The 26779-nt window shown below is 47.9% G+C and carries 35 protein-coding genes and 1 pseudogene; 26 read left to right on the top strand and 10 right to left on the bottom strand.

Going from position 1 to position 26779, the window contains the following annotated elements; all coding sequences use genetic code 11:
• Window positions 1-241: 241 nt before the first annotated feature.
• The 7 genes from H0248_RS02700 to H0248_RS02670 all read right to left on the bottom strand — a co-directional run bounded on the left by H0248_RS02700 (window position 242) and on the right by H0248_RS02670 (window position 6792).
• Window positions 242-1003, bottom strand: coding sequence for an amino acid ABC transporter ATP-binding protein (locus H0248_RS02700; RefSeq protein WP_075277773.1), 762 nt, complete (start codon window positions 1001-1003; stop codon window positions 242-244).
• 8 nt (window positions 1004-1011) lie between these two features.
• Window positions 1012-2106, bottom strand: coding sequence for an amino acid ABC transporter permease (locus H0248_RS02695; protein WP_180784647.1), 1095 nt, complete (start codon window positions 2104-2106; stop codon window positions 1012-1014).
• Between the two features lie 9 nt (window positions 2107-2115).
• On the bottom strand, window positions 2116-3294 hold the full coding sequence (locus tag H0248_RS02690; protein ID WP_180784645.1) for an amino acid ABC transporter permease: 1179 nt from the start codon (window positions 3292-3294) through the stop codon (window positions 2116-2118).
• Window positions 3295-3360: 66 nt separating this feature from the next.
• A complete protein-coding gene (locus H0248_RS02685; protein WP_180784643.1) occupies window positions 3361-4386 on the bottom strand; it encodes an amino acid ABC transporter substrate-binding protein in 1026 nt (341 codons plus the stop codon).
• A 375-nt stretch (window positions 4387-4761) separates the two neighbouring features.
• Complete coding sequence (locus H0248_RS02680) at window positions 4762-5427, bottom strand: amino acid ABC transporter permease (RefSeq protein ID WP_014913817.1); 666 nt, start codon at window positions 5425-5427, stop codon at window positions 4762-4764.
• A gap of 42 nt (window positions 5428-5469) precedes the next feature.
• Window positions 5470-6237 carry an amino acid ABC transporter substrate-binding protein gene (locus H0248_RS02675; protein ID WP_180784641.1) on the bottom strand — a complete coding sequence of 256 codons (768 nt, stop codon included), beginning with the start codon at window positions 6235-6237 and terminating at the stop codon, window positions 5470-5472.
• Between the two features lie 156 nt (window positions 6238-6393).
• Window positions 6394-6792 carry a winged helix-turn-helix transcriptional regulator gene (locus tag H0248_RS02670; RefSeq protein WP_180784639.1) on the bottom strand — a complete coding sequence of 133 codons (399 nt, stop codon included), beginning with the start codon at window positions 6790-6792 and terminating at the stop codon, window positions 6394-6396.
• A gap of 142 nt (window positions 6793-6934) precedes the next feature.
• Between H0248_RS02670 and H0248_RS02665 the strand changes: the two genes are divergently transcribed.
• The 4 genes from H0248_RS02665 (at window position 6935) to H0248_RS02650 (ending at window position 10713) form a co-directional block, all read left to right on the top strand.
• A complete protein-coding gene (locus tag H0248_RS02665) occupies window positions 6935-7447 on the top strand; it encodes a nuclear transport factor 2 family protein (protein ID WP_180784637.1) in 513 nt (170 codons plus the stop codon).
• A gap of 72 nt (window positions 7448-7519) precedes the next feature.
• The gene (locus tag H0248_RS02660) at window positions 7520-8710 is read left to right on the top strand and encodes an aldo/keto reductase (RefSeq protein ID WP_219608926.1); all 1191 of its coding nucleotides are present in this window, start codon (window positions 7520-7522) and stop codon (window positions 8708-8710) included.
• A 385-nt stretch (window positions 8711-9095) separates the two neighbouring features.
• Window positions 9096-10241 (top strand): endonuclease/exonuclease/phosphatase family protein, encoded by a 1146-nt coding sequence (locus tag H0248_RS02655; RefSeq protein ID WP_180784636.1) that lies wholly within the window; start codon window positions 9096-9098, stop codon window positions 10239-10241.
• A gap of 67 nt (window positions 10242-10308) precedes the next feature.
• The gene (locus H0248_RS02650) at window positions 10309-10713 is read left to right on the top strand and encodes an ASCH domain-containing protein (protein WP_180784634.1); all 405 of its coding nucleotides are present in this window, start codon (window positions 10309-10311) and stop codon (window positions 10711-10713) included.
• A 306-nt stretch (window positions 10714-11019) separates the two neighbouring features.
• Here H0248_RS02650 and H0248_RS02645 read toward each other — a convergent pair whose 3' ends face one another.
• From H0248_RS02645 to H0248_RS02635, 3 genes are all read right to left on the bottom strand, one after another.
• The gene (locus tag H0248_RS02645; protein WP_205559145.1) at window positions 11020-11655 is read right to left on the bottom strand and encodes an Abi family protein; all 636 of its coding nucleotides are present in this window, start codon (window positions 11653-11655) and stop codon (window positions 11020-11022) included.
• A 144-nt stretch (window positions 11656-11799) separates the two neighbouring features.
• On the bottom strand, window positions 11800-12288 hold the full coding sequence (locus H0248_RS02640; protein WP_180784630.1) for a helix-turn-helix domain-containing protein: 489 nt from the start codon (window positions 12286-12288) through the stop codon (window positions 11800-11802).
• Between the two features lie 494 nt (window positions 12289-12782).
• Complete coding sequence (locus H0248_RS02635; RefSeq protein WP_180784628.1) at window positions 12783-12968, bottom strand: YlcI/YnfO family protein; 186 nt, start codon at window positions 12966-12968, stop codon at window positions 12783-12785.
• A 186-nt stretch (window positions 12969-13154) separates the two neighbouring features.
• Between H0248_RS02635 and H0248_RS02630 the strand changes: the two genes are divergently transcribed.
• From H0248_RS02630 to H0248_RS02520, 22 genes and pseudogenes are all read left to right on the top strand, one after another.
• A complete protein-coding gene (locus H0248_RS02630) occupies window positions 13155-13343 on the top strand; it encodes a host cell division inhibitor Icd-like protein (RefSeq protein ID WP_180784651.1) in 189 nt (62 codons plus the stop codon).
• The gene (locus tag H0248_RS02625) at window positions 13336-13527 is read left to right on the top strand and encodes a hypothetical protein (protein ID WP_119873435.1); all 192 of its coding nucleotides are present in this window, start codon (window positions 13336-13338) and stop codon (window positions 13525-13527) included. The genes H0248_RS02630 and H0248_RS02625 overlap by 8 nt, the downstream gene beginning before the upstream one ends.
• A gap of 293 nt (window positions 13528-13820) precedes the next feature.
• Entirely contained in the window at window positions 13821-15047 is a 1227-nt protein-coding gene (locus H0248_RS02620; protein ID WP_180784626.1) for a tyrosine-type recombinase/integrase, read from the top strand.
• Window positions 15048-15139: 92 nt separating this feature from the next.
• Window positions 15140-15937: a hypothetical protein gene (locus H0248_RS02615; protein ID WP_180784624.1), complete on the top strand. Its 798-nt coding sequence runs from the start codon at window positions 15140-15142 to the stop codon at window positions 15935-15937.
• Between the two features lie 112 nt (window positions 15938-16049).
• On the top strand, window positions 16050-16334 hold the full coding sequence (locus H0248_RS02610) for a helix-turn-helix transcriptional regulator (RefSeq protein WP_005968187.1): 285 nt from the start codon (window positions 16050-16052) through the stop codon (window positions 16332-16334).
• 139 nt (window positions 16335-16473) lie between these two features.
• A complete protein-coding gene (locus H0248_RS02605) occupies window positions 16474-17259 on the top strand; it encodes an antA/AntB antirepressor family protein (protein ID WP_180784622.1) in 786 nt (261 codons plus the stop codon).
• Window positions 17249-18286: a host cell division inhibitor Icd-like protein gene (locus H0248_RS22595; protein WP_346014309.1), complete on the top strand. Its 1038-nt coding sequence runs from the start codon at window positions 17249-17251 to the stop codon at window positions 18284-18286. Before H0248_RS02605 ends, H0248_RS22595 begins: the two co-directional genes overlap by 11 nt.
• Window positions 18279-18473 carry a hypothetical protein gene (locus tag H0248_RS02595; protein WP_180784620.1) on the top strand — a complete coding sequence of 65 codons (195 nt, stop codon included), beginning with the start codon at window positions 18279-18281 and terminating at the stop codon, window positions 18471-18473. The genes H0248_RS22595 and H0248_RS02595 overlap by 8 nt, the downstream gene beginning before the upstream one ends.
• Window positions 18466-18648, top strand: a complete 183-nt coding sequence (locus tag H0248_RS02590; protein ID WP_180784618.1) for a hypothetical protein — start codon at window positions 18466-18468, stop codon at window positions 18646-18648. Before H0248_RS02595 ends, H0248_RS02590 begins: the two co-directional genes overlap by 8 nt.
• A complete protein-coding gene (locus tag H0248_RS02585; protein ID WP_180784616.1) occupies window positions 18641-18958 on the top strand; it encodes a hypothetical protein in 318 nt (105 codons plus the stop codon). The genes H0248_RS02590 and H0248_RS02585 overlap by 8 nt, the downstream gene beginning before the upstream one ends.
• Window positions 18951-19388 carry a hypothetical protein gene (locus H0248_RS02580; RefSeq protein ID WP_180784614.1) on the top strand — a complete coding sequence of 146 codons (438 nt, stop codon included), beginning with the start codon at window positions 18951-18953 and terminating at the stop codon, window positions 19386-19388. The genes H0248_RS02585 and H0248_RS02580 overlap by 8 nt, the downstream gene beginning before the upstream one ends.
• Window positions 19385-19609: a hypothetical protein gene (locus tag H0248_RS02575; RefSeq protein ID WP_151243189.1), complete on the top strand. Its 225-nt coding sequence runs from the start codon at window positions 19385-19387 to the stop codon at window positions 19607-19609. Before H0248_RS02580 ends, H0248_RS02575 begins: the two co-directional genes overlap by 4 nt.
• Complete coding sequence (locus H0248_RS02570) at window positions 19587-19775, top strand: DUF4222 domain-containing protein (protein ID WP_180784612.1); 189 nt, start codon at window positions 19587-19589, stop codon at window positions 19773-19775. The genes H0248_RS02575 and H0248_RS02570 overlap by 23 nt, the downstream gene beginning before the upstream one ends.
• Window positions 19760-21522: pseudogene (locus H0248_RS02565) on the top strand (DNA primase family protein). Before H0248_RS02570 ends, H0248_RS02565 begins: the two are co-directional and overlap by 16 nt.
• Before the next feature lie 294 nt (window positions 21523-21816).
• Window positions 21817-22008 (top strand): hypothetical protein, encoded by a 192-nt coding sequence (locus H0248_RS02560; protein ID WP_180784610.1) that lies wholly within the window; start codon window positions 21817-21819, stop codon window positions 22006-22008.
• Between the two features lie 490 nt (window positions 22009-22498).
• Window positions 22499-23041 (top strand): hypothetical protein, encoded by a 543-nt coding sequence (locus H0248_RS02555; RefSeq protein ID WP_180784608.1) that lies wholly within the window; start codon window positions 22499-22501, stop codon window positions 23039-23041.
• 78 nt (window positions 23042-23119) lie between these two features.
• Complete coding sequence (locus H0248_RS02550; RefSeq protein ID WP_103184891.1) at window positions 23120-23299, top strand: hypothetical protein; 180 nt, start codon at window positions 23120-23122, stop codon at window positions 23297-23299.
• Window positions 23300-24048: 749 nt separating this feature from the next.
• Window positions 24049-24219, top strand: coding sequence for a hypothetical protein (locus H0248_RS02540; protein ID WP_180784606.1), 171 nt, complete (start codon window positions 24049-24051; stop codon window positions 24217-24219).
• An 87-nt stretch (window positions 24220-24306) separates the two neighbouring features.
• On the top strand, window positions 24307-25020 hold the full coding sequence (locus H0248_RS02535) for a hypothetical protein (RefSeq protein ID WP_180784605.1): 714 nt from the start codon (window positions 24307-24309) through the stop codon (window positions 25018-25020).
• A gap of 14 nt (window positions 25021-25034) precedes the next feature.
• Entirely contained in the window at window positions 25035-25541 is a 507-nt protein-coding gene (locus H0248_RS02530; protein ID WP_180784602.1) for a hypothetical protein, read from the top strand.
• On the top strand, window positions 25542-25796 hold the full coding sequence (locus H0248_RS02525; protein ID WP_180784601.1) for a hypothetical protein: 255 nt from the start codon (window positions 25542-25544) through the stop codon (window positions 25794-25796).
• Window positions 25797-25822: 26 nt separating this feature from the next.
• Entirely contained in the window at window positions 25823-26758 is a 936-nt protein-coding gene (locus H0248_RS02520) for a hypothetical protein (RefSeq protein ID WP_180784599.1), read from the top strand.
• Window positions 26759-26779: the final 21 nt, after the last annotated feature.

The raw sequence follows: 26779 nt of genomic DNA, 5'->3' as shown, positions 1-26779 counted from the left end.
CTTTTTGCTATGGGAAATTTGGGAAGTTATCTGCAACGATTTGCTCACCGTTGTGGATTTATTGCGGTGTATCAGGCAGATAGCCGCAGCAAATACGGGACATAGGGCAGCTTTTTGGATGAAGAAACCTTCCTACCTCATCCAGTTTGCGTTAGTTATGCGATAACGCGAGCTGTGAGATCCATGATAATGGTGATGCTGGAGAAGGCCTGCGTAGGACACGCAGGCAGAGTACTTCAAATTAGTGCAGAATTTGTGAGAGAAATGCCTGAGTACGTTCTGAACGAGGGTTGGAAAAGAAGATATCCGGCGGCGCTTGTTCCACGATTTCTCCCTGATCCATAAAGATCACTCGGTCAGCGACAGTTTTTGCAAACCCCATCTCGTGCGTTACGCAGAGCATCGTCATCCCGTCCTGCGCCAGCCCAAGCATAGTATCGAGTACCTCTTTCACCATTTCAGGATCCAGCGCAGACGTCGGCTCGTCAAACAGCATAATCTTGGGTTTCATGCACAGTGAGCGTGCGATGGCCACGCGTTGCTGCTGGCCTCCAGATAGCTGCCCCGGAAATTTATGCGCATGGGCGGCGATACGCACGCGTTCCAGATAGTGCATTGCTAACTCTTCCGCTTCTTTCTTAGGTGTATGGCGCACCCAGCATGGTGCTAGCGTGCAGTTCTGCAACACAGTTAAGTGTGGGAAAAGATTGAAGTGTTGAAAAACCATGCCAACTTCAGTACGAATTTTTTCGATGTTGCGTAAATCATTATTCAATTCAATTCCGTCAACAACAATTCGCCCTTGCTGATGCTCTTCGAGATGATTAATACAGCGTATGGTGGTTGATTTCCCTGAGCCGGAAGGGCCACACAGTACAATGCGTTCCCCCTGCCTGACCTGCAAATTAATATCTTTAAGCACATGAAATTGCCCGTACCACTTATTCACATTCTCTAAGGTAATCATGTGATCGGTTGATTGAGTTAATGCAGTCTGATTCATGGATGGCCTCAGTGTGACTTGTGTCCGGTGTTAAAACGATTTTCCAGATGTTGGCTATAGCGCGACATGCTGAAACAGAAAATCCAATAGACCATGGCGGCGAAGACATAACCTTCTGTCGACATCCCCAGCCAGGTGGGATCGACCGTTGCCTGTTGGATACTGCTGAAGAGATCGAAAAGGCCGATGATGATCACCAGACTGGTGTCTTTAAAGAGAGAAATAATGGTATTCACCAGACCTGGGATAACCATTTTCAGTGCTTGCGGGAGGATGACCAGCCCCTGCATGCGCCAATAGCCTAAGCCCAGTGATTCAGCGGCTTCATACTGTCCTTTAGGTAGCGCCTGCAAGCTACCGCGAACTACCTCGGCGACATAGGCGGACTGGAATAAAATAACGCCGACCAGCGCTCTTAGCAGTTTGTCGATCGTGGTGCCTTCCGTTAAAAACAGCGGCAGCATCACAGATGACATAAAAAGCACGGTGATGAGTGGTACGCCACGCCAGAACTCGATGAAGATAACAGAAAGCATACGGACAATCGGCAGCGTGGAACGGCGACCTAACGCGAGCAAGATGCCAAGCGGTAACGCACCCGCGATACCCACGGCGGCGATAATCAGCGTTAACGTGAGCCCGCCCCACTGATAGGTTTCCACTCGGCTGAGCCCGCCAAAACCACCGTAAAGCAACCACCAGGCAATGAGCGGATACGCTACTGCCCAGACGGCAATGTAGCGTCCGCGATAGGGAATGCTTTTCAGGAACATCGGCAGGATACTCAGCAACCCGATGGCGAGTGCAAAGTTGATGCGCCAGACTTCCTCTGCTGGATACAGCCCATACATGAAATGACCAAATCTGGCATGAATGAAGACCCAGCAGGCACCGTCACGCGTACAGTCATTACGAGTTGTACCAATCCAGTTAGCCTGAAAGATTGCCCAGTTGAGCAGCGGCGGTATGGCAACCCACAATAGCCAGAGGCAAAACAGCGTTAACAGACTATTACTGATACTGGAGAAGAGATTACGCCGTGCCCATAGCATCGCTTTGAACAGAGGGGACTGACGGCCTTGCGTATAATGGTTCATCGTCATGGCGTCCTCTTAGCGTTCGACTAACGCGATTTTGCGGTTATACAGGTTCATCAGCAGCGAAATCAGTAGGCTAATAATGAGGTAGACCGACATGGTAATGGCGATAGTTTCGATAGCCTGACCGGTCTGATTGAGCACCGTGCCTGCGAACAGCGACACCATATCGGGATAGCCAATGGCAGCAGCCAGCGACGAGTTCTTCACAATATTCAGATACTGGCTAGTCAGTGGCGGAATGATGACGCGTAGTGCCTGCGGGAGGATGACTTTGCGCAGCGTAACGGGATTCGGTAAGCCGAGAGAACGTGCCGCCTCGTGTTGACCATGGGAAACCGATTGGATGCCTGAACGAATGATCTCGGCGATAAACGATGAGGTGTAGACCGAGAGTGCGACGGTTAATGCTGCTAACTCAGGAATAAGCACCATGCCGCCGCGGAAGTTAAACCCTTTTAATTCCGGCATATCCCAGTGAAAGGCGGGGCCGAAAATCAGGTGGCTGAGTGCACACAGTACAAGTAACAGGCCTAACGTCAGCGGCCAGGTTCTGCGTGGCTGGCCGGTTAAGGCGTGATAGCGCTGGTTACGCCGGAAAACGCCCCATGTCACCACTAGCGTAATAATGAGAGAAAGAAAAAATGCCGCCGCACCCGATCCCCATTCAGGAGAGGGTAGATAGAAGCCACGATTGCTGAGAAAGGCGACATCAAACGCGCTAATTGACTGGCGTGGCCCCGGTAGATTCCGCAGTACGGCAAAATACCAAAAGAAGATTTGCAATAGCGGCGGGATATTACGAAATATCTCGATGTAAATGTTAGATATTTTTCGTAGTAGCCAGTTGTCGGACAGTCGTGCCAGACCAACAGTGAAACCGAGAATCGACGCAAACACGATACACAGCGCCGAAACCAGCAGCGTATTGAATAGCCCAACAAGAAAAACGCGGGCGTAGGTATCACCTTGTTGGTAGTCAATCAGGTGCTGGACGATGCCAAAGCCAGCGCTTTTATTCAGGAAATCGAAGCCAGAGGTAATGCCCCTTTGTGCCAGATTGGTCACGGTGTTGTGCAACAGGTAGGCTGCGACAGCCAATACCGCGATAACAACGACAATTTGATACAGCCAGGCGCGCACCGCTGGATTAGTCAGTGATAAATCACCTTTTACGGTTGGGCGTTGTAGCATGCTTGAACCTCGAAACGGGGGTACTGAAGGGCGCAGCGATCCACTACGCCCGGGGTTTTCTGATAATTAACGTACCGTTGGCGCGTACTGAATCCCGCCTTTGTTCCACAGTTCGTTCAGGCCGCGTTTAATTTTCAGTTCGCTGCCCATGCCGACATTACGTTCAAAGATTTCGCCGTAGTTGCCGACTTGTTTGATGATTTTGAATGCCCAATCGTTCGGTAATTTGAGATCTTTACCGTAGCTGCCTTCATGACCAAGCAAGTGAGACATATCTGGCGTGGTGGGTTTTGCTGCCAATTGGTCGACGTTTTTCGAGGTCACACCCATCTCTTCGGCATTCAGCATCGCGAACAGCGTCCAGCGTACGATCGAGAACCACTCTTCATCACCACGGCGTACTACCGGGCCCAGCGGCTCCTTGGAAATCACTTCTGGCAGAACGATGAATTCAGCAGGTTTGCTCAGCTTGATACGCAGTGCATACAGCTGTGACTGATCTGATGCCAGCGTATCGCAGCGGCCAGACTCCAGCGCTTTGGCGCTTTCATCAGAGCGGTCGAACGTGACGGGGGTGTACTGCATTTTATGGGTCTTGAAGTAGTCTGCGACGTTCAGCTCGGTATCGGTGCCGGCCTGAATACACACGGTTGCACCGTCCAGTTCTTTTGCACTGGTCAAGCCCGCTTTGTTGTGCGTCAGGAAGCCAATGCCGTCGTAGTAGGTGACGCCAGTAAAGAGCATGCCCATGCCGCCGTCACGGGAGGAGGTCCAGGTTGTGTTGCGTGACAGCACGTCAACTTCGCCGGATTGCAACGCAGTGAAGCGTTCTTTTGCGGTCAGAGGCGTGTATTTAACTTTATTGGCGTCGCCGAATACGGCGGCAGCAAGGCCGCGGCACACGTCAACATCAATGCCGGAGTATTTGCCGCTAGCGTCCGCATAGGAAAAGCCGGGCAAACCATCACTGATACCGCATTGCACAAATCCTTTCTTCTGAATCGCGTCCAGCGTTGCACCTGCATGGGCTTCATTGATGGCGGCAAAGAGTGACGCGCCAGCAACCAGAGTAGAAATCACAATTCTTTTCATAATCATCCTAGCGTCTAGAGTTATCTGCTGTTGTTGCAGTACACCGTTGTGTTGCGGTGCACAATGAGGTGCACCCTACCTGTCTGTCGGTATGCCGACGTGAGCAGAGCAAAGCAAATAAAATGCCAATTTTCTATTTGCTTGATAATGAAGACGAAAAGGAATGCTTATTGATCTAAGTAGGTAATTCTAATTGGGTATGTACGCACCGTGGCAAATGCAAAGAGGCTGATGCGCCCTCTTTTAGTGCGTCGAAATGGAGATCGTGAGGCGTCTTCAGGCTTGCCAGCGATGGGATTGCCCGTTGAGCAGGGAGAGTCTGGGAACGCGGTAATGTTATCAGCCCAGCGGTGGCGTGGGCTGATGCGGGAAGTGTTAGTGCGTGATGTGGCGCTGATAATACTTTTCGAGCTTCACCTGTAGCTGACTTAGCACGGTGCTGAACATCAGGTAAATCAGCGCAGCCTCGACATACAGAATCAAGGGTTCATAAGTCACGGAAACGATGCGCTGAGCGGATAAGAACATCTCCGGCACGGTGATCACGGCAGCCAGCGACGTATCCTTGATCAAGGAAATAAACGTATTGGAAAGCGGCGGCAGCGATACAAAAACGGACTGCGGGAAGATGACCCAGCGAATCGCCTGCCTGCCGTTCATACCGAGAGAATAGGCGGCATTCCATTGGCCTTTCGGAACAGACAAAATGGCCCCGCGCACGATCTCCGAGCTATAGGCACCCACGCTGACGGTGAAGCCAATGAGTGCGGCAGGAAACGCATCCAGAGTAATTCCCGCGCTGGGCAGCCCATAAAAAATCAGGAAAAGCTGTACCAGTAGCGGCGTGCCACGGATAACCCAAACGTAGAAATCACCCAGCCATTTCAGCGGCTTGGGGCCATAAAGGCGAACCAGCGCGATGAGAATGCCGAGGGCTAAGCCAAAGATGAAAGACAGAATCGCCAGAGGGACAGTGAATTTAAGTCCCGCAGAAAGCAGACTCCAGAAGGAGTCTGCCATGAGTTGTAGCCAAGGCGGCATGAAAACGAGCTCCGATAACGGTATGCGCTGATAACAGTGCGATTATTGAGAAACATCCTCCCCGAAGTATCGCACAGATATCGTTTTATAGGTGCCGTCTGCTTTAATTTCATCCAGAGCTTTATTCAATGCCTCCACCAGTGGAGCCTGATTTTTACGTACCAGAACCGCAGAAGGCTCACCGTCTTTTGAGATTGCCGCAATCTTCACGTTGGCATCCGGTTTCTGCTTTTTGAAATCCAGGAATGACAGATTGTCGTTTAACGTGGCGTCGGCACGACCGCTGAGCACCAGATCCAACGACTGGTTAAAGCCGTCCGTCGGCACAATGTCCGCACCGTAGCTGGCGGCTTGCTTAGAGTAATTACTGGTCAGGCTCTGAGCCGCTTTTTTGCCTTTCAGATCGCCGAAATCTTTGAGGGTGGTGTTATCGCCACGCACAACCAGCACCGCCTTGGAATCGATATACGGCTTGGAGAAATCATATTTGGCCTGACGCTCTTTGGTTATGCCAACCTGATTGATGACCGCATCGTAGCGCTTGGCATCAATACCGGCGATTAAGCCGTCCCAGCGTCCTTCAATGAACTGGGCTTTCACGCCGAGCTTTTCTGCCACCGCACGGCCAATATCCACATCGAAGCCAACCAACTGGCCTGATTTATCATGATAGGTATAAGGTGCGTAGGTGCCTTCCGTGCCGATCTTGATAATCCCTGCAGATTTGATGGCACTAAGGTCATCGGCATGAGCGAATACGCTGGTAGCAAGCAGGGCGCTGGTCAGTAAAGCAAAACGTATTTTTTTCATTATGAATTCCTGTGAGTGAAGTGCAGCGATGCGCTTATAACTTTTGTTAATAATTAATCTACGCGACAAAACATTTGTTTATAAATCACGTTGTGTGATGGTTTATATCAGAAGTGAATATAGTGGTTTTGTGTCATTTTGGCGATGTTGCTCACCTTACTGCGTGAACAGACTATCCGCCTCATTTGAGGTGTTTTGGGCATGTAAAATGGAGGGGAGGTTGCCCTCTATCCATAGAGCCAGTCCCTCGACAAGTTTGCTGACTTCTCTGCCCATTGGCGTTAACGAGTAATCGACATGCGGCGGGATCACGGGATGTGATACGCGCAAAACAAAACCGTCATGCTCCAGCGTTTGCAACGTTTGCGCCAGCATCTTTTCGCTAACGCCGCCCACTGTTCGCCGTAGTTCACTGAATCGATAGGTGCGCTCACGTAGTGCCAACAATACTAATACCCCCCAGCGGCTCGTCACATCGCGCAGAATGGTTCGTGATGGGCACGCTTCTGCCATCACATCAGCACAGGTAAAACTAGGTGAGGATTCTGGCATCATGTTTCTCTCCTGATTCAGTCATATGACACTAACTTTTTGGTGCGTACTTGTAAAAAAGTTAACGACATCGTAATTATCTCAAATGTTATTTCCTGATACCACCGTACACGATTCCCGACCACGCAATAGCAAGGTGATTCTTATGATAAAGACGCTGTTTCTGACGGCAACGCTGGGATTAAGCCTCACGATCGGTGCCGTATACGCACAAACGCCGGCGTCCGTTTCCCGTAACCCTGAGGCGCTGTTTACCAGTCCCGATCCCACGCTAAACGCGAACAAGCAGGTGGTTTACCGCATCCTCCGTGAATTGCTTGACGCGGGGCATTGGGATAAGGCGGATGAACTCCTTTCTGCTGAGTATTTACAACATAACCCGAATGCCCAGAGCGGTCGTGCCGCGGTTGTGGATTACTTTACCAAGGTGCTCAAGGTTAAGCCTCAGCCACTCCCTGAACGGCTAAATATGAAAGTTATTGCTGTGGTAGCGGAAGGCGATTTGGTTACGGTGCTTTATCCGCGCACTGTTCGTGACCCGAAAGCAGCAGGAGGTTCCTATACCACAACATGGTATGACACGTGGCGTATTAAAGACGGTAAAGCGGTAGAGCATTGGGATCCGGCGTTACTGGGTGAAGCGCCCGATTTACGTTAACAAGCGATCTTGCACCGTTTCTCTGTAGTGAACATAGCGTAATCAATAGATATAGGCGAAGAGGTACTCAGTATGGAACGCAGAAATTTTCTGAAGCTGGCTGCTGGCAGTGCCGCCCTTGTGGCAACTGGGCGTGCGTTTGCCCAAACGGATAATGCGAATGGGGTTAGTTCCGCTTTTCAACCCCTGACGGTGCAGGGAACGGTGTTGCCGACGCGTGGCAGGGTTACAGGTACGGCATTACCACTCAATGCCCCTGCAACGAAGGATACCCGCTATCGGACACCTTTTCGCTTCGGTATGGGGGGCACACAGATTGGCAATATTTTCGCCCCTATCAGTGATGAGCAGGCACACTCTACGCTACAAGCCGCGTGGGACGGCGGTGTTCGCTACTACGATACTTCACCTTTCTACGGTCACGGCCTTTCCGAACATCGGCTCGGGAGGTTTCTGCGTGACAAGCCGCGCGATCAATATCTTGTTTCTACAAAAGTGGGACGTATTTTTCATCCCAGTCGAGCGCCGTTGCCTGACTCGCTATGGGCGGAAAAACTTAACTTTTCTTATGAGTATGACTATACCGCGGCAGGTGCCCGACGCTCTGTTGAGGACAGTCTGCAACGGTTAGGGTTGTCCAGTATTGATATCGTCTACATCCACGACCTCAGCCCAGATAATACAGAATTGCCTGCACCGTGGACGACATCATTTGAGGTTGCGCGTAATGGTGCGATGGCTGAGCTGGAAAAGATGCGTTCGGAAGGGCTCATCAAAGCTTGGGGTTTCGGTATCAACCGCGCTGATGCTGCGGTGATGGGGGCTGAATTGGACAAGGGGCCAACACCGGATATCGTTTTACTTGCCTGCCAGTACAGTATTATCGACCATCAGGAAACACTGGCTAAAACGTTTCCGACTTTGGCGAAAAAAGGCATTACGGTGACGGTTGGTACGCCGCTTAACGACGGTTTTCTGGGGGGGAGAAATCGTTATCACTTCAGCAATGATCTTCCTCCTGGCGTGGTTGAGAAGCGGGCTCGTTTAGCCACTATCGCGGATCGGCACGGTATCGACATTCGTACTGCGGCGCTGCAATTTGCTGCTGCGCCACCTATCGTATCGGCCATTATTCCTGGTGCTCGTGTTCCTGGGCAGGTCGAAGCCAATATCCAGTCGATGAAGGTGAGTATTCCTAAAGGCTTTTGGTATGAGCTCAGGGAACAGAAATTAATCACGGCCGATGCGCCGATACCCACCTGATTTTGATAAGAAACATCAGATCGTCGCATTGGGTTTGTTGAATACAAACGGTGATAATAGGGTCGTTGAGCAACGCGCCTTCACCAGGGCAATTACCTATTATCACCGTTCTATACTCGTAATACTTCAAGTTGCATGTGCGTTGGCTGCGCTCACTCACCCGAATCACTTACCTGAGTAAGTTCATCGGGATTCCTTCTCTTGCCGCCTTCCTGAAACTCGAATTATTTTGAGTATATATGGTGGGTTTTATCATCACGTATTTTCACGTTTTTACTGGTTTAACGGTGTAAAGATAAAACCTTTTGCGTGGTTCGGTTGTCACAATGAGATGCTACGCTAAAGAGGACTATTGCTTCTGTCGTTATCCGTTAAGGAGACAACAATGAAGATCCGCATCGCCAGCTATAATGTCGAGAACCTGTTCCACCGTAGCGCAATTCTCAACCTCCCCGATTCCAAGCAGATTGACGCCTTGTTGCAGCAGGTCAGGCAGCTTCAGCATCTTCTTGAACAGTCTCAATACGATGATGCCCTGAAAGATCAGGTGTTCCGCCTTTCTATCGCACTGCGCCCTTATATTGATATCCGTACTGACGCAGGTACGTTGGGGCGATGGAAAAAAGAGGACGCCGGCACCGGATTCCGAATTAATAAAAGTTGCCGGGGACGCGGGGATTGGATCGGCGAAATCGTGTTTAAGGCGCAGGAGTTCAGCAGTCAGCAGCGTAAGAATACGGGCAAGATTATTACCCTGCTTAACGCCGACATTCTGTGCGCCGTTGAGGTCGAAAACATGGATGTCCTGCGTGATTTCAACAATCAGGTGCTGGGGGACGATAAATTCAGCCAGTTCGTGATGATCGACAGCCCGAACGATCCACGCGGTATTGATGTCGCCTGCCTGACGCGCTATCGGATTGCCCAGCTCCGCACGCATATTTTTGATGCCGGAAAGCATTTCGATCCCGTATTTAGTCGGGATTGTCTCGAAGTGACGCTGGATGCCGGTCTCAAACAGCCGATTTATATCCTGTGTAACCATTTCAAAAGCCAGAGCGGCCAAACGGAAGAAGAACGACAGCGTGGCGCGGAGAAACGCCGCGATCAGGCCGAACGTGTCGCGGAGATTGTTCAACAGACTTACGATCTCAAGAAGGACTACGTGGTCATTCTCGGCGATTTGAACGAGGATTCGTCAAACCCCTGGCACAGTTTGGCTCCGCTGTTTTCTCTGTCGGATTTACACCCGGTTATCGACCCTGAACGCCCAGAAAAAGAGCGCTATACCTACTATTTTGCTGGCGGAAAGAAAGGGGCTCGGTTAAACCAACTGGACTACATATTCTTGTCTGCGCCGCTACATCAGGCTGTGGTGGAGTGGGGCGTTGAGCGTCGGGGCATTTATAATATCGACAAGATTGCCGCCAAAGAGGGCGCAGAACCTGTTACGCCGCTACCGGAAGTCACCTCATGGGACACGGCGGCGTCCGACCATGCCGCGCTCTGGGTAGAAGTGGATATTACCTGATGGTCGCTTTATGGCTATCATGGCGTGAGAAAACAGAGCAATCATAGCCGTATAACAGAGGAAGATGATGAGCCATAAACAAGGATTAGAGCAATACCCAGACGCGCTGCGCTGGTCATTTGGTGACAGCCCCGCGCTGGCGGATGAATTGCTGCAACTGGTACTGGAAGGGCATAAAACCGCAACCTGTAGCTCGTATCACGCGTTTAAAAACGAGGATACGCCACAGGTCGGCGATTACAACATCGTTCTGGACGGTGCCGGACAGCCTTCCTGCGTCATTCGCACGCGCTCGTTAACGCTGGTGCGCTACTGCGACGTCACCGCTGAGATGGCGGCGAAAGAGGGCGAAGGGGATAAAAGCCTGGCTTTCTGGCGACAAGCACATCAAGATTTTTTTGAAAGAGGAGGCTCCTTCGCCCCAGATATGCTGCTGGTGTTCGAAGAATTTGAGCTGGTTGAGGTGTTTTGATTCTGGGTTGGCCGCTTATAAACCCGACTGTGTTTTGTGGTCGGGGCGACTGAATTTGGTGGTTAGGTGAGGAGAGGGACGGACGTAATCCTTTCAGGAATGAATGCAAGAAGACCTTTAAAGATTAATGGCATTTTTACCCGAATATTTCCGATCTAGAGTTTAGCGAAAAACTGCCATCATTATTTAAGCCGCACTTTTATGTCTTTTTAACTACGTAGGGCTGGTTCGTTTCTATAAGAATGATAGCGATTATTTGTGGCAAGAAAGATTGGCCTACTATTAGACCAACAGGGGTAAATATAACTAGGGCTTTTGCGCATAAATCGTTGTAAAAATATTGTTTTTCGTCAGCCATTTTGCTGTTACAGGACATTTTAGCTTAATCAGATTAACAATTCTTTTAAAATCATCTTCAAGATCACGCTGAAAAATTGGTTCATGGTGAGCAATTCGATTGCGCAAATTTCTGATGTGTTCAAGTTCATCATGAATATGAATTCGCTTTGCTTGTTTTGCTGTCCCAGTTTCCATATTAGGGAAGATGCGTTCAATGTGCTGGCTCCAGATACGTCCATAGTGTCGGTTAGTGAACATGTGTTGCCAAAAGTAGAAACTTAACTCGGGTATAACCTGACCCGTGGTCATCGCCTGTTCTCTTGCCTTGATCAAGTCTTGCATCCTGCCGTAGGGTAAACTGATCTCGAATGTTTGGTTCCATGGCCACTTTTGACCATAGATAACCTCCAGCGCATCAGACACAGCATTGCGCATAACTACCTCACATATCTGAAGAGACGCGAATAACGCGGCAGACACTTGTGCGTTCCAGGAATATAATTCTAGTGCTGACTTACCACCGTCTAACACCGCAGCATCGTAAGTAGACATACGTGCATGCGACAGTGCAAGACGAACAATATCCCTATCTTTTTGAGTCATAATTGACATCCTATCTCCCCAGCGTATACTATTGACCTTGAGAGCCACGGGCTTTGCGGGCGAGAGCCTCCTCCCGGGACAAAAGAATACAAAAAGAATACAGTAGTACTAAAGAAACCCGTCCTACGGGTTTTTTTACGCCCGTCATTTATTCAATCCTCCCTTACGGGTTACTTGTTTATTATCTTCTTTGGCTTTTAGAACCTCGGGAGCTAGTTCCTTGAGCTTCTTAACTAACCCAGAGAGATCGTATTCGTTGCTGAGTTTACCATTATCATCAGCAGAACGAACGATTCTAGTAAGGAGCCCTGCCTGTTCTAGTTCAGCCATATACCGCTGGATTTGGCGCGTGCTCAAACCCAATCTGTCGGAGAGTGTTTGTTTGCTTGGGTATGGTTTCCTGCTAGCCTCCCACCAAAAATCTGCTAATTGCAGCAGAACGGCGAGTTGAGTCGGGTTTAAGCCCAGACGTTGTTGGCATCTAAGTAAAAGTGATGGTATTAAGCAGAATCCAGCCTTCATTACTTCTTTGCCCCATTTCTCATCTGCAACTCGGCTAGATTTAGCCTTGGCAAGATGAATTGGAGCAGTAACTGCGCTGTTGTTTTCTTTGTCGCTCGTTTGTTCAGTCATCTAAAGTCTCCGCGTTTTCTATAACTACACTTTATACTTTTATCGTAGTAAGTTACAGAATCCACCCCAGACGTTTTTGTCTAGAGGGGGTGAGTCATTTTTGTCTAGTTCTCACCAGGTAAAGACGTCTCCCTAATAAGATTAACGTTAAACCAGGATAACGGTAAGGATACCAATGAGGATATACTAAGGGAGCAGTCACTGTTGTCTACTGGGGGGCGTAAAAAATTAGGGAAAGTACGTAGTTTGTATTGGAGGGGAGCTATCCCAGCTAAGTTTTGAAGTACTGCAATTACTCTTCATCCTCGAATTAAGATGACGATCTATATTGAGCAAATATGCTGCTTCCGACCTGACTCAACACTTTAACTGGTTCATCCGATCACCATTAATTAACATAACAGGCTGTTAGTAAGGTCTGCTTCTGATATGGGCTACCTGCCAGATTAAGATCGAATCAGCTCAGCCTACACTACCACTATCCGCAACAACGTTCAGTCTTTAGATTCTTCTTTAGGATGTTTTCGCTGGCGGCGTTTGATCTCGCCTTTTACTGCGGTGATGATGAATTGCGCCTTTGTCTCGCCTGCTTCAAGGCTACTTTCCATTTCAGCAACAACATCGTGCGGGAACCGTGCATTCAACTGCTGTGACTTGTTGTTAATTGAACCCGTTGCCATTGCTGGATCTCCATGTGCTAAGTGCGATTCAGTATACGTAAAAATAATTCTAAAAAATACCTTGAGGTGCGATTCACTTGAGCGTAATGTTAGTTGCATAGGTGCGATTCACCTATGAAATGCGAAACCCGGCAGTGTTGGAGCACTAACCGGGCCTCTAACCACAATGTTATTGGAGCTAACACTATGGCTGATATCCAGTCTACCCAAACTCGCCCCGAATTTCAGTATCGCTTTCTTGCTTTGGGAACATCTTCCCAACGTGTCGTGCATATTATCGCTGCCACTGAACGTCAGACGCGGGAACATTCCCCTGATGGTCATGTCATGGTTTTTGCTGGTCGCCTGCCCGTTCAGGAGGTGCGTCATGTTTGATAACACGCCGTTAGAACCCGAAGAAGCGCTCGATCAGTGCCGTGCGTTGGCTTACGCCATTGTTGAATTGAATAATCCAGAATCGAAAGAGATTTTAACGTTCGTGTTAGCGGAACGGCTAGATAACCTGCACCGACTCTTTCATGCGTCAGAAACGGATAAACAAGAAGGGATGAGTCATTAACAACGTCGTGGACGCAATGCTCATAAGGCTGCTGCTGCCTAAATAGAAGGCAAAGAAAAAGGCGCTTAACCCAAGAGGTAAAGCGCCTTTTTTCAAATGCTTAACTGATTAGTATCAGTTCATGCCGTACATTTGTATTTACTGTCTCCATGCTTCTTTATGTTTTCCTATTATCATTAATAATCAATAGGTTAAAAATAATATCTACTGTATGTTTTTCCAGTGTTTTTTACTGTTTATGCTGTTATGCAGAGATTTATGTATAAACATTTGTATAAACACTTTGGGGCATTATGGCGGGTGAACTCAACAAACTGAGCGACAAGCGGCTACGGAACTTAATGGGCGTACCCAGCCAAAAGATTGAGTTCTATGCGGATGGTGCTGGGTTGAGCGCGAAGGTTTCAAAAGCGGGTGGCATTAGCTGGGTGTTTACCTACCGTCTGGTTGGTGAAAAGTTGTGTCGCGTAACGCTGGGACGTTACCCGGATATGAGCCTTAAAGAAGCCAGACAAGCGCGTGATAAGTGCCGTAACTGGCTTGCTTCTGGTAAAGACCCGCGCTATCAGCTTGTTCTGACCGCAGAAGAGACGTTAAAGCCCGTAACGGTGAAAGAAGCGCTTGAGTATTGGATTAAACAGTACGCCGAAGATAATCGCGCCAACGTAAGGCGGCATGAAGCGCAACTGAAGAAGCATATTTATCCCTATATCGGGAAAATGGCGCTGGCCGACTGCGAAACACGATATTGGCTACAGTGCTTTGATCGCATCAAAAAGGAAACGCCAGTAGCGGCTGGCTACGTCTTCCAGATGTGTAAGCAAGCCCTGAAATTTTGCCGTGTTCGCCGTTACGCGGTGAGTAACGCTTTAGACGACCTCACAATCCCCGATGTTGGTAAAAAACAGCGTAAAAAGGATCGCGTGTTGAATGATATTGAAGTTGGTGATTTATGGGCGGCTATTATCGCTGGAGACAGGTTTATGCCTTACTACACGCATCTACTAAAAATCATTACGGTGTTTGGTTGCCGTTCTCAGGAAGCACGTTTATCTACGTGGCAAGAATGGGATCGTGATGCCTGGATTTGGACGGTTCCCAAAGAACACAGTAAAGGCGGTGAAAAGATTGTGCGGCCAGTACCAGAAACGTTACGGCCATTCATCGAACAGTTATACCAGGATTACGGCAAGTCTGGCCTCTTACTTGGTACAGAGAAGAATGTTGAAGCTGTCAGCCAGTGGGGAAGAGGCGTTTATAAAAAGTTAGGTCATTCTGAGGCATGGACACTGCACGACTTACGCCGGACGCTTTCAACGGGTATGAATAACATGGGGATCGCCCCTCATGTTGTCGAGCAACTATTAGGGCATTCAATGCCGGGGGTTATGGCGATTTATAACCGTAGCCTATACCTACCGGAAAAGCTGGATGCACTGAATAAGTGGATAGAACGGCTGGATGTATTGGCTGGTGGACATGAGAATGTTGTTTTGCTTCAGGGAAGCATAACAGCTTAAACTGATTGAGCAAGGCTAGGTCGGCCAACTGAAAAGCGGGAAACCCTACCCGCCTGCCTTGCTAACTTATTAGGGACGTTGAGGGTGACGACATGGGTATGCCATTACGCGAATATTATCCCGTCAAGCGCGCTGCTGAATTATTAAATTGCGAAGTTGGTGATTTATTTCATTGGGCATCAATTGGGGCGATTAAGCTATATGTCTCTTTTGAAAACGGCACGGGATTTGTTCGTTTTTTCGGTGATGGAGTAAAAAATGAAGATAGAGATTTAAGCAGATTCACAGAAGAACAATTTGATAGCCCATTACGTCTAAAGACGCAGTTTTTTAACCTGAAATTTGCTAATGATATATCTTCCCGTGTCTATTCAACCTATAACGGAAACAGATTTGACGGGGAATATATAAATGAAAGGAGCTACCAATGCGAATTTAGCGGGTTATGGGCGTTACCATACTCAGCCTTTGGTGTAGTGGAACTATATGATTTTCAACCAGGATTTAATGATTTTTGGTGTTCTGTAAATAATAATATGTTTGTTTCTTTTGAAACGGATGAATTGCTTCATTTCGAAGTTGAGGATTTTTATATAGTTAAATCTGATTTTTTGGTGATAAAAAATTGCAGTGAGGGTGAGGAACTTCCAAATTATCTTAATGGCGGTAAAGAAAAAGTAACTGTATCAAATATAGAAGAGAAAGTAAGACAGGAAAGAACATCAGGAACAGCAAAAAATGCAATAAAGATAATGGCGAAAATACTCTATCCTGATGTTTGTGAAAGCCCAACTAATTTAGCTAATTCACTAACCGCCGATGCTCAATCTCAGGGGCGTAATGGTGTTATTTTTGATGATGCGACCGTAGGGCGTTGGCTAAAAGACTAATCTCATCAAGTGCCTCATTAAGGATAAATACCTTATTAAGGTATTAGCTGCTTTAACAAAGATATAAAAAAATAGATGCTGTCTCTGCAAACTTAAAAACAGTGGAGGCAACATGTCCAATATTATCTTTACCCCACCTAACCCCGAACAACGCCGTAACCTTCTTGAAGAGTACGGCTTCAAGTTTGATCGCCGGATTCGTGAAGATGAATGTGGTGAAATTACAAGCCTTTCTCGTTCCAGTCGTTGGAAGATGGAGCAAGAAGGGCGCTTTCCTCCTCGTTGTCACTTTGGCCGTAATAGTTGTGCCTGGCTTCTTAGTGATGTGCTCTGGTGGGTTCGCAATCCGCCATCTGTAGAGAACGTTAATAACCCATATAGCCGTAAGTCGGCCTAACAGAATCAATACGCAATCACTCGCAAAATCGCCTGATCAGCGAAAAGAAAATTAATTGCGGTACATTGCGATAAATAAATTGCAGCATCCCTAACGCTGTCGCGGCGGCTCTGAATAACCAATCTTTGGAGCGATATAAATGACTAAGAAAAAAATTACTGCCTTAACTGGCAGCGGCCAGACTCAATCTGAAAACAGCCAGAAAAACATTTTCAATGAGATTATCCCGTTGTCTATGGGAACCATTGACGGAAAGGCCAATATGGTGGCTGATGCACGAAATCTACATAAGTTCCTGGGCAATAAGGAGCGATTTGCCTCATGGATCAAACAGCGCATTGAGCAATACAAGTTTGCCGAAAATGTGGACTACGAGACTTTTTCGGAAAGCACCGAAAAAGGTCGCCCGCGCATTGAATACCGAATTACCTCCGATATGGCTAAAGAGCTTTCAATGGTCGAGCGTACTGATCGCGGAAAAGAGGCTCGTCAGTATTTCATCGACTGCGAAGAACGCCTACGTCGTGTAGCGCCAGAGGAACACCAGGTTGCCCTGCTGAACTGGCGAAAAAATCGCGTAGCAGCTTGTGAAGACCACAAAAGCATGGCTAATGCGATGAAGGGCTATATCGAGCGCACCGGAGACAAGCAGCACGGCTTTGCCTACAGCAATGAATGTTCGTTCCTGAATGACCTTGTGCTGGGCGTACACCCACGAACCTGGGCGAAACAGAAAGGTATCGCAATTAAGCAGGTGCGTGACCACATGAATGCTGACCAACTGGCGTTGTTAGCTTATTTGGGGAATCGTGATTGTGCGCTGTTGGATTTGGATACGCCGACGATTACCCGCAAGGCGAAATTAACTGAACTGGCCCAGCGCTGGCTGGCTAAACGTCTGCTGGGGGGGGCTGATGCTAAATAAAACAAAAGCGGCCACGCCAGGCCGCTCATGTCACTGCACAAAACTAAAGCATGTCCAGAGTAACACGTTGATCGATCTGGTCAATGGGCGAAATAACCATTCAGCGCCAGCGCAATTTTGCGCTTTGCTTATAAATCAATTGCCTGTGTTTTCAGGAGATCAAAAATTCTTTGATTTTTCTGAGCCGGGGCAAGAGTACATCTGGTTTCGAATAGTCTTTGTATCCGAACTCACCGTGTTCGATATACCTATCGTCATCGGCAGAAACAAAGATTTTATAACTTATTGGATCGGTACTACATGCCTTATCTGCGTTGACTACGAAGGGGGAGAGTTCGACTTTCATCTGATCGATAGCTTGTTCTCTGGTAAAGCGATTCTTAAGCATTACTCAGCATCCCCATTGGTTGGTTTTTTGTGCTGTCTACGCTGGCGGCGTTTGATCTCGCCTTTGGCGGCGGCAATAAGAAAACCTGCTGTACTCTCGTCGGACTCTTTGACGCTTTCGATTAACTCCAAATCTTCCAGTGGTAGCCTGACTGAGACTTGCAGTGATTTGTTATTCCTTCTACCCGTTGCCATTACTGAATCTCCGTACATTTGGTGGTGTTCAGTATGCCTGATAGAAATCTCAAATCAAGTATTGACGTGGTGTTCACCTGTCAATATATTGGTGGTGTTCACCTTGTTTGAGTTAGTGAGCAAAACAACGAAGCCCGGCAGTGCGCTAACACTAACCGGGCCTCTAACCACAAACGTTATGGAGACTAACGCTATGGCTACGCCGAAGTGTACCCAAACTCACCCTAAATTTACATGGCGATTTCTCGCTCTTAACCGACATGACAATAAGGCCAAGCCTTGTCGCCTGTCCGTTGAGGCCGCAACCGAGCGTGAAGCCCGCCGTATTCTGGCCCCGCATTTCATCCTTTCTCTGGCTGCACGCCTTCCATTGGTGGGTATGGCGGAAATCAACATGCCTATCTGCGTTGTTGAAACCGAAACGCAGGAGGCGCGCCATGTTTGATAACACGCCGTTGGAACTGGAAGAGGTTATCGATCAGTGCCGTGCGCTGGCCTATGCCATTGTTGAACTGAGTAACCCCGAAGCTAAAGAGATTTTAATTTTCGTGTTAGCGGAACGGCTGAATAGCCTTCACCAAGCCTTCCATACATCGGAAATCACGGTTCAAGGGGAGGCTGGCCATGCTTAAGAAACACATCAATCATGCGGACGAAGCGCATACTCAGATCGTTCACGCTAAGGCAATAATTACGTTGATAGCCTCGCAGGACATTAACAATCCCGTTGTAGAAAATGCACTTGAAGCCGTCGCTGAAATACTGGAAAGGGCAGAAGCTGAGCTGGTGGAGGTGACACATGGTTAACCCTATCGCTCCGCATGTTGTCAGCGGGAAATTACTTTCCCCTGAAAAGACGCCAGAAGAGGCGCTTACCACGTTACGCACGTACTTTGATGAACTGGCCAAACACCAGGAATTCATCGCAATGGCATGGAGTAGGCAGTACGACACCAGACGCGATCTTGAATGGATACGTGACCCTGTTAACGCCAGAATGCGCAGCGCCATGAGCCAGGTATCTGTAATGGTGATGCTGGTGGAAGACAACCTACAGGTGATTGAAAGCCACCTTAAGCCAATATCCCCTACTTCTACGGAGGTGCGCCATGCGTGAGTTGATATCTGTAGGCGCTCGTTTCGTAGAAAATAATAACGAAATGTCGGTGGTTATCCGGGAGCAAACGGCGGAGAGTGTTGTGTTCTCCTATGAACAGTACCCGGAAGCCAGCCATAGCTACCCACGGGATGCGTTTATCCGTGACTTTTCTCCATTAAAGGCGAAAGAAATCAATCTGGATGCTTACTACGACGATCAGTGGCGTGTTAACGCCCTGATTGGCTCCATTTGTGCGCCAGTACCTGCGACGCCGGAAAATATATCGCGTAGTCGTCTGTTACGCGCTCAGGCGGGATTACGGCACCTATTGACTGAGGTCATACCCCACATCACCGATGAGCAGCAACGGCACGAAGTTTATTTGTGGGTTGATGGTATCTACGCCATTACGTGCTTTGAGGAAATAGGCGCGGGGATTCAGCCATGAACAGACAACATCTTGAAGTCGTTACATGCGTTGAACATGCCAATGCAATGAACAAGCAGGCCAGAGCGGTGCTTTCAATGTGGCTTGACGCCTTACCGAGTGAGGAACGGGACGAAGAGGACGCTAACCTTGTTGCCGCCGTTCTGTCGCTGGTGGCTGGTGCCATTAATCATCTTGATAAAGCGATGGAGGTACGCAATGCGCCAGCCTCAACCAAATGATCGCTATCAGGACAAGAACGGCCAATGCGTCACTGTCATGGCGAATACTTTTAACCGTGTAACGTTTGTGCGTGATGGTTATTCAGCGGAGTGTGTTTATCCCGATAACCGCTTTCTTGCCGAGTTTACCTGCATAGATGGAGGTCAGGCATGTCCACAAAAGTGAAGCGTCGGGAAGCCATGTCAGACGCCTTATTTTCCTGCCTGTATCTGTGGGTTAATGGTCATGTGCTGAAACCGAAAGACGTAGCACGGGCAATACAACGACATAGTGACAGTACCAAAGGTTATGGGAAATTAGCCGTAGAACTCCATAAGCTGGCGGATGCCACCCAAACCACTTACGAATGGTTGTGCGATCAGGGACTGGTAGCGACTGACTCAAAGAAGCAGCGTGAAAAGCGTATGGCGCTGGTGGCCGGAATTATTGGTCAGGAGGATGTGAAAGCCCAGCTTTGTGACGATGAGCGGATTAACCGAGTATTTCCTTCATCCTCGCCAAAGAAGAAGGCGCAGGATATAGGGGTAACTGACCTTTCCCGCATGGGAGCCAGCCAACGCGGTGAAGTGTTAAGGGCGCATTATGGCGGCGCTTTAGCTGTACACGGCGATTCTGACACCGTTCATCACTATAACGGCGTGATATGGGAGCCAGTGGCCGATAAGGACTTGCAGCGAGAAATGGCGCAAATCTTTATCGATGCGGAGATAGCCTACTCGCAGAACGCTATTAAGTCGGCAGTGGAAACCATGAAGCTTAGTCTGCCAGTCATGGGAGCGACCGCCCGTAATCTTATCGGGTTCAGTAACGGTGTATTTGATACCCGTACTGGGCAATTCCGCGACCACAGCCAAGAGGATTGGTTACTGATTGCCAGTGAGTTGCCATTCAGCGCCCCAGCAGAGGGGGAAACGCTGGCGACCCATGCGCCCAGCTTCTGGAAATGGTTGAGCCGTTCCGTTGGCAACAATAAACGGAAAGCCGATCGCGTCCTGTCAGCGCTGTTCATGGTGTTGGCCAACCGTTATGACTGGCAGTTGTTCCTTGAAGTCACGGGACCAGGGGGGAGTGGTAAAAGCGTTTTTTCAGAAATCTGCACCATGCTGGCAGGTAAAGCCAATACCGTATCAGCCAGTATGAAGGCGCTGGAAGACCCGCGAGATCGGGCGCTGGTGGTTGGTTATTCACTCATCCTCATGCCGGACATGACCCGCTACGCTGGTGACGGCGCAGGGATTAAGGCAATAACGGGCGGGGATAAGGTATCTATTGACCCTAAACACAAAGCGCCTTACTCAACTCGCATTCCTGCGGTGGTACTGGCCGTGAACAATAACGCCATGACATTCAGTGATCGAAGCGGGGGCATATCGCGGCGGCGAGTGATTTTCAACTTCTCTGAGGTTGTGCCAGAAAACGAACGTGACACGGAGCTATCGGACAAGATAGAGGGCGAGTTAGCCGTAATCATTCGTCACCTGTTAAACCGCTTTCCCAGCAATCGTGGAGACGAGGCAAAACGTTTGTTGCACGAACAGCAGAAATCAGAAGAGGCACTGGCTATCAAGCGTGAAGGAGATTCGCTGGTGGACTTCTGCGGCTACCTGATGGCGTCGGTGTTATGCGATGGCATGTTTATTGGCAATGCTGAAATCGTGCCGCATAGCCCACGCCGTTACCTGTATCACGCTTACCTTACCTACATGCGTGCCAATGGGCTTAACAAGCCCGTATCGTTAACTCGGTTCGGCACGGATATGCCGGGGCAATGGCGGAGTATGGCAAGGAGTACCAGAAGCGAAAAACCAAGCTGGGACTACGCTCAAACGTTACGTTGAGTGAGGATTCAGAGGACTGGATGCCGCAATGCGACGCACCCCAAAGCAGCCAAAATGAAGAGGGGAAAAAATAAAACTTATAGGCGAAGTGTTCACCACTATTCACCCTGTTAAAAAATCAATGAATAACAGTAAGTTAATGGGTGAACACTTTTTTATAAACTATTCACCAACTGTTCACCTGTTCACCTTTTTGTGAAAACTCTTCCAAAGGGTGAAGGGTTAGGGTGAACAGTAGTGAATACTTGAAAAGAAAGCCTTCACCCTATAACGTAATGAAAATTAAAGCGAAATAGACAAGGGTGAACAGGTGAACACTTGGACGTATATTTTTTAATTTTATGTTAGAGATTAGATAAGGAACGAAAGTGAAACAGCTATTGAATGATTTTAGCAAGGTGGTTGAAGGGAGCTCCGGCGCGTTATCTTTTGGCATTATCCAGTGTCTGGCCATGGCAGCATCTGTTACTAAGTTGAATAAGTTAACGGGTATTGAATACTGTCTGACGTTTGCCGTCGCCCTGGTTGCGACTCTTGGATTAATCCAAAAAACTGAATGAAATCAGCGGACGAAAAATTGCGCTGACCATAAAGGGGAAAAATCTCGACTTTAACTGAGATTTTCCCATATGTACCGTTAGAAACCTCCATGGCTAAAGTGACCATACAGGGAACGCTATGAAAATAGCGGCGGGGTTCTGAGCTCCCCAAATCTTGTAATTGCACCCTGCTACGATAGGAGTCTTGGTTTCAGTAAAGGTCAGCAAATCACCTGATTGACCTTTCCCATCTCACTGAAATAGAAAATATTATTCTGTGAAATACCCGCCATTACTCAGTTTAACGACTGAGTCTTACGGAACTAATCGAACGAAATAGTGACTAAATTAGTGGATCACTACTGGTTTAAACATCTATAAAAGATATAGGCTATAAATATGATTAGTGGACCCGCTTTAAAAAAACATTAATCATACAAATGTATATGGAAATCGTCCGAAAATGACATTAAAGTAGCTCACCTTTGATGCCGTTAGTAAGGATATAGAGTTGAACTTAGAGCAGATTGCTAGTCTGAGCATCAGTAACCTTCAAATGCTTTTAGACAACTTGAAATTGCCGTTGGCTGTTGGTCCGATCAACGACGAAGACTATGCGATCCTGACTTCCGGTTATGCCCAGCTTGAATGGGATCATGGTTTTTCACGCTATGGTAATCGGGATGATAAGTTCGAGTTTTGCCTGAAACTTCTGGCTGGTCCGTTAAGGCATATACCATCAGGTGCGGCTTTGTGTACCTTTGATGAGGAAAACAGTGTTATTGAGATTCACTTTGTTGAATCCTTCGTGAAGGATGATGATGTAGCCCATCCCCTTTACGGTAACATGTTCATGATTACGCTTTGGGCTGTTTACCTGTTCGGTTCGGCAGTCGATTGTAGAGAGATTCGAATTCCTGAGTCGCTGAATCACAAAGTGGCTTGCCACTATAAGAAATTTGGTTTTGAAGGCGATATAAGCTTGCTTTCGGCACCATTTGCTACAATTAGTGATGTAGTACGGCGCTATATTGCTTCTTCTAAGAAAGAGTAGATAATTTTTTGCGCAGTGATAAAATACTGCGCCTGACATCCATCTCGGATGACGAGGCTTGACCTCTAAGAGGAAATCATGACTATTACGCATAGTGACAAGAAAACTCAGAAGCATTACGCAGTAACTGAAGTTTTCACCCGAATGGGCGTCGCAATGGAAGAACTTCTTCAGGCGGCCCCACATATGATGCAGGACGGCAAGTTTGAAGGAAATGAGCTGCATGGCAAGCTCAAAGAAAAGCAGAAGGCTGCTTAACTCCATAATGCGTTTTGCATGAAGCCCAGCTTAGCTGGGCTTTTTTGTGCCTGCTATTTGTGTCTAGGGTGTACGGATTGAACCTAATTACGTTTTACCCTCCCACTCGTTCGCCTCTTTCATCCGTTCCAGTAATCGTTTCAGTTTGCCCGTAAGCGTGCATCAAGTGTCGTGTTGACGCTTATCAGGTAGGCTGAATCCGTTCTACGGCAGTGGTTACGCAACTTTGTTGGTAGGTCATTTCGGCAGCACGCTGAGGATGTAGCGTAGGTAAGCTTCTGGACTGGCACCGTTGAGGCGGCACGTACAGGGTGTATTCATATGAATATGCCTTCTGCTGGTGGACCACAGCAGACGATCTACCTAATCTCACACCTTAACAATAAACATTACAGAAACCACGGTATGGAAAGATCGCTTGGACTCTGGCAGAAGAAAATCGATCTTACTGCGTAGATGAATACCCTGATAACCACTGTCTAACCTGAAAGACAAGGCTTTATCTGAAAGGTGCTGATGGAAACCTTAATACCAGAAATGCTTTTAGAAGCATTTATCAGCGCCACCAATCCTCCTTGCTGCAAAAAACATCTTCCCTGATTACCTTTTCCGTTCTGGCAAGCGCCGTAATCTTGCGTTCTTCACAGGAACGATGAGTTCATTTCATCCCTTTAATTGCAATATAATTTTGTATTGTTGCATTTATTGCAATATATTTAACTGTATAAATAATCAGTTGAGGCCATCGTATGAATCGTAAATCCAACACACAGGCTGTACTGCTTACACGGAAACAAGTGGAGGCACTACAACGTTTACGGGAGCAAGAGAGTAAGCGTTCCGAGCTTGGTATCACACCGTCAATCCATGAAGTTGCCCGCCGCCTGATGGACAAGGTGTTAAGCAAAATAGTGGGGTAACGGCACAGCGTTTTTAGTTTGTTGGTTTTTGGCGAATTCAGAGAGGCCATTAACGACCGTCAACATGTCTCTAAAGGAAAAATATCCATGCTTGATTTTTCACATCTTTTTGGCGGCTCCAAAGCCAAGGGCTCAAACAGCAATGATGTTATTCAATCTGCCGATGAAAAAGAGCCGATTAAGGTTGCTCGTCCCAGTCAGCATAGCCGTGAACATAATGTCGCTATTTCTAATGAAGCTAAGGAAAACCCTATCCTTGCCATTCGTCTGCTGAAAGACACTGACCTGTCATCCAAGAAAATCAAAGCGAAGCTGGTATCTGCACCGCAGGGATTATCCGTATTTACCCAAAAATTCATGGAAGAGAACGATCCTACCTGGGAATTTCAGGACGATGAAGAAAAGGCACGAACAGCGCTGACTTACTCTGTTCAGAACGGTGATAAAAACGGTTTTAGTTCGGCCCGTGACGCTGCCACAAAAGCGTTGAAGAAAATGGAAGAGCCATTGACTGATGATGAGCTTCAGGCGCTTGCGGCACGCTCCACCCAAATGATAAATGACTCCGATCCTAACTCGATAGATAACCTGAATGCGCGCCGTAAGGCCGATGAAGAGTACAAAGAGACGCTGGCTCAAGCCGCCGCACGTCGCAATCAGCAATTCCGTGCAACGGGTGCAGTTTTGCCCGGAGACAGTCGACTAGTCAGCGGTAAAGCCGCTAATCCAGTGAACGAAGCCGCAAAGATTAAATCTCAACTGGATGCAGGCTTACCGATCATTGATATGCCACCTCGTTAATTGGGTGAATGCTTATGAGAACGTTCAGCCATTTAAATCTTGAGGTACAGAATAGCGACTTAGCCGCCAGAAGTGCATTAAGTCCCTATTCTCCGGTACGGCAGCGGGGTGGGGCTTTTGCTGGTGGTGAAGAGCCTCAAGCCGCTGAACAGGAGAGGCAACCACCACATTCCAACTCACATTGGATAGCGGTGAGTAAGGAAGCCAAGAGTAACCCCATATTCGCACTCAAGTTGATTAAACGGGGTGAGCCGTACCAGCAGGCTATCGATATTCTATCAGTAAGTCATCGGCACCTCAGCCACTACACCAAACGTAAAATGATTACGGCTTACCCTGGCTGGGAATGTCTGGATACGGAAGATCGTAATATGGCGGCGTTTATTTACAGTTCACTTAATAACGATGCCAATGGATATCACGCTGGTTTTAACGCTGCGCTGGTGGCATTAGAGAAATACGTCGAGCCACTCACCGTTGAGGATTTTCTTTCAATATCATCGTTGAAACAGGGGGAATAAGTGGGTAATTCCTTTGATTTTGAGCTTAAAGCTAATGATCAGGTTAGTGCTTCTATCGCCCGCATTGAAGCGGCGGCGCGGCAATTAGAGCCTGTTCTTGATGATGCCCGCGATAAACTTAAGTTAGGGGGCGATACGTCACGGCAGGAGCTGGATGAACTGGGTGGTAAATTCGAGAATCTATCTCGTCATGCCAGAGACAGCGTGCAATTTGTTGGCGATCTGGTTCCCCCACTGAAAATGGTAGGGGGTTAACGCTGGGGTTAGGTGGTGCTGCCACAGTGATCAATGTCATCAAAAATAACCTGAAAGAATTTGCAGATTACGGTTATCGCATTGATACCACGGCAAAGAATGTCAGCATGACGGCCCATGCCTTTCAGGAACTTACCGGGGCTATGATTGAAAATGGTAGCGTTCGTGAGGCTTCCGAATCGGCAATAAGTGATTTATTCACAAAAGCAAATGATGGCTTGTGGGGAGAAAATAAAGCTTTTAAAGCACAGTTGATGCAAAAGGGCATTGATATACATAAAACAAAGGAGGGGCTGGCGGACGTAGGGCGCCTGGCAGACGACCTTAACCGAGTAATTCAGTCCATGACCCCAGGTATTCAGGCTTTATATATCAATAAACTTGGGGTATCCCCCGAACTATTGAGTTTATTCCGAAATTCAGCAGATGAAGTTCAGCGGCTTAAAGATCAGGCGCAGCGTGATGGGCTGATCCTTAGTGATAAAGAAGTGCAAAATGCTGTAGCGTTCAAAGAACAATTAAATCAAATTTCTGCTGCATGGGACGGCATGACACTAAGAGGCCAGTCATGGCTGGGGCAGTCAGAAATGGTAAAGGAGTCCGTTGAAGAGGTTAAGCAACTATTGGTGCACGGGCCAGATAACTTCACAATGGGAAAGATTCTTGGGTTTAACAATGGTGGCGATCAGGCTGATGCATTACGTAAAGCCTACGGCGATGAAAGTTTTAAGAATACGCTTTCGCTCAAAGAAAAACTTGATCTTCATTTGGGGTATGCTTCTGATGATTTGCTAAAAAAACTAAACAATTACTATCCATCAACATCTCCTGAAAAAATAATTAATCCAGCAGATAGAGCGTTAGGGAATACCCCAGAGCAAAAACACCTTTCAATGTTGGAAGCTAAACATAAACTCCCTTCAGGTATTCTCGATAATGTATGGGACGCCGAATCTGCTTGATGTAGCCCCCTGAAACACCAG

It is taken from the genome of Pectobacterium brasiliense, from assembly GCF_013449685.1.
Classification (GTDB): Bacteria; Pseudomonadota; Gammaproteobacteria; order Enterobacterales; family Enterobacteriaceae; genus Pectobacterium; species Pectobacterium brasiliense_A.
Note: the sequence above shows the minus strand (reverse complement) of the source record. Positions and strands in the feature narration are given on the sequence as shown.

Coding starts and splice junctions, on each gene's coding strand:
- H0248_RS02605 (WP_180784622.1), top strand. CDS start 16,474: ATGACTAAGAAAAAAATTACTGCCTTAACTGGCAGCGGCCAGACTCAA.
- H0248_RS02700 (WP_075277773.1), bottom strand. CDS start 1,003: ATGAATCAGACTGCATTAACTCAATCAACCGATCACATGATTACCTTA.
- H0248_RS02580 (WP_180784614.1), top strand. CDS start 18,951: ATGCGTGAGTTGATATCTGTAGGCGCTCGTTTCGTAGAAAATAATAAC.
- H0248_RS02585 (WP_180784616.1), top strand. CDS start 18,641: ATGGTTAACCCTATCGCTCCGCATGTTGTCAGCGGGAAATTACTTTCC.
- H0248_RS02635 (WP_180784628.1), bottom strand. CDS start 12,968: ATGGCAACGGGTTCAATTAACAACAAGTCACAGCAGTTGAATGCACGG.
- H0248_RS02645 (WP_205559145.1), bottom strand. CDS start 11,655: ATGACTCAAAAAGATAGGGATATTGTTCGTCTTGCACTGTCGCATGCA.
- H0248_RS02675 (WP_180784641.1), bottom strand. CDS start 6,237: ATGAAAAAAATACGTTTTGCTTTACTGACCAGCGCCCTGCTTGCTACC.
- H0248_RS02625 (WP_119873435.1), top strand. CDS start 13,336: ATGTTTGATAACACGCCGTTAGAACCCGAAGAAGCGCTCGATCAGTGC.
- H0248_RS02535 (WP_180784605.1), top strand. CDS start 24,307: ATGCTTGATTTTTCACATCTTTTTGGCGGCTCCAAAGCCAAGGGCTCA.
- H0248_RS02680 (WP_014913817.1), bottom strand. CDS start 5,427: ATGCCGCCTTGGCTACAACTCATGGCAGACTCCTTCTGGAGTCTGCTT.
- H0248_RS02685 (WP_180784643.1), bottom strand. CDS start 4,386: ATGAAAAGAATTGTGATTTCTACTCTGGTTGCTGGCGCGTCACTCTTT.
- H0248_RS02570 (WP_180784612.1), top strand. CDS start 19,587: ATGCGCCAGCCTCAACCAAATGATCGCTATCAGGACAAGAACGGCCAA.
- H0248_RS02540 (WP_180784606.1), top strand. CDS start 24,049: ATGAATCGTAAATCCAACACACAGGCTGTACTGCTTACACGGAAACAA.
- H0248_RS02630 (WP_180784651.1), top strand. CDS start 13,155: ATGGCTGATATCCAGTCTACCCAAACTCGCCCCGAATTTCAGTATCGC.
- H0248_RS02550 (WP_103184891.1), top strand. CDS start 23,120: ATGACTATTACGCATAGTGACAAGAAAACTCAGAAGCATTACGCAGTA.
- H0248_RS02690 (WP_180784645.1), bottom strand. CDS start 3,294: ATGCTACAACGCCCAACCGTAAAAGGTGATTTATCACTGACTAATCCA.
- H0248_RS02590 (WP_180784618.1), top strand. CDS start 18,466: ATGCTTAAGAAACACATCAATCATGCGGACGAAGCGCATACTCAGATC.
- H0248_RS22595 (WP_346014309.1), top strand. CDS start 17,249: ATGCTAAATAAAACAAAAGCGGCCACGCCAGGCCGCTCATGTCACTGC.
- H0248_RS02620 (WP_180784626.1), top strand. CDS start 13,821: ATGGCGGGTGAACTCAACAAACTGAGCGACAAGCGGCTACGGAACTTA.
- H0248_RS02575 (WP_151243189.1), top strand. CDS start 19,385: ATGAACAGACAACATCTTGAAGTCGTTACATGCGTTGAACATGCCAAT.
- H0248_RS02665 (WP_180784637.1), top strand. CDS start 6,935: ATGATAAAGACGCTGTTTCTGACGGCAACGCTGGGATTAAGCCTCACG.
- H0248_RS02655 (WP_180784636.1), top strand. CDS start 9,096: ATGAAGATCCGCATCGCCAGCTATAATGTCGAGAACCTGTTCCACCGT.
- H0248_RS02670 (WP_180784639.1), bottom strand. CDS start 6,792: ATGATGCCAGAATCCTCACCTAGTTTTACCTGTGCTGATGTGATGGCA.
- H0248_RS02610 (WP_005968187.1), top strand. CDS start 16,050: ATGTCCAATATTATCTTTACCCCACCTAACCCCGAACAACGCCGTAAC.
- H0248_RS02650 (WP_180784634.1), top strand. CDS start 10,309: ATGAGCCATAAACAAGGATTAGAGCAATACCCAGACGCGCTGCGCTGG.
- H0248_RS02615 (WP_180784624.1), top strand. CDS start 15,140: ATGGGTATGCCATTACGCGAATATTATCCCGTCAAGCGCGCTGCTGAA.
- H0248_RS02640 (WP_180784630.1), bottom strand. CDS start 12,288: ATGACTGAACAAACGAGCGACAAAGAAAACAACAGCGCAGTTACTGCT.
- H0248_RS02595 (WP_180784620.1), top strand. CDS start 18,279: ATGTTTGATAACACGCCGTTGGAACTGGAAGAGGTTATCGATCAGTGC.
- H0248_RS02695 (WP_180784647.1), bottom strand. CDS start 2,106: ATGACGATGAACCATTATACGCAAGGCCGTCAGTCCCCTCTGTTCAAA.
- H0248_RS02660 (WP_219608926.1), top strand. CDS start 7,520: ATGGAACGCAGAAATTTTCTGAAGCTGGCTGCTGGCAGTGCCGCCCTT.
- H0248_RS02530 (WP_180784602.1), top strand. CDS start 25,035: ATGAGAACGTTCAGCCATTTAAATCTTGAGGTACAGAATAGCGACTTA.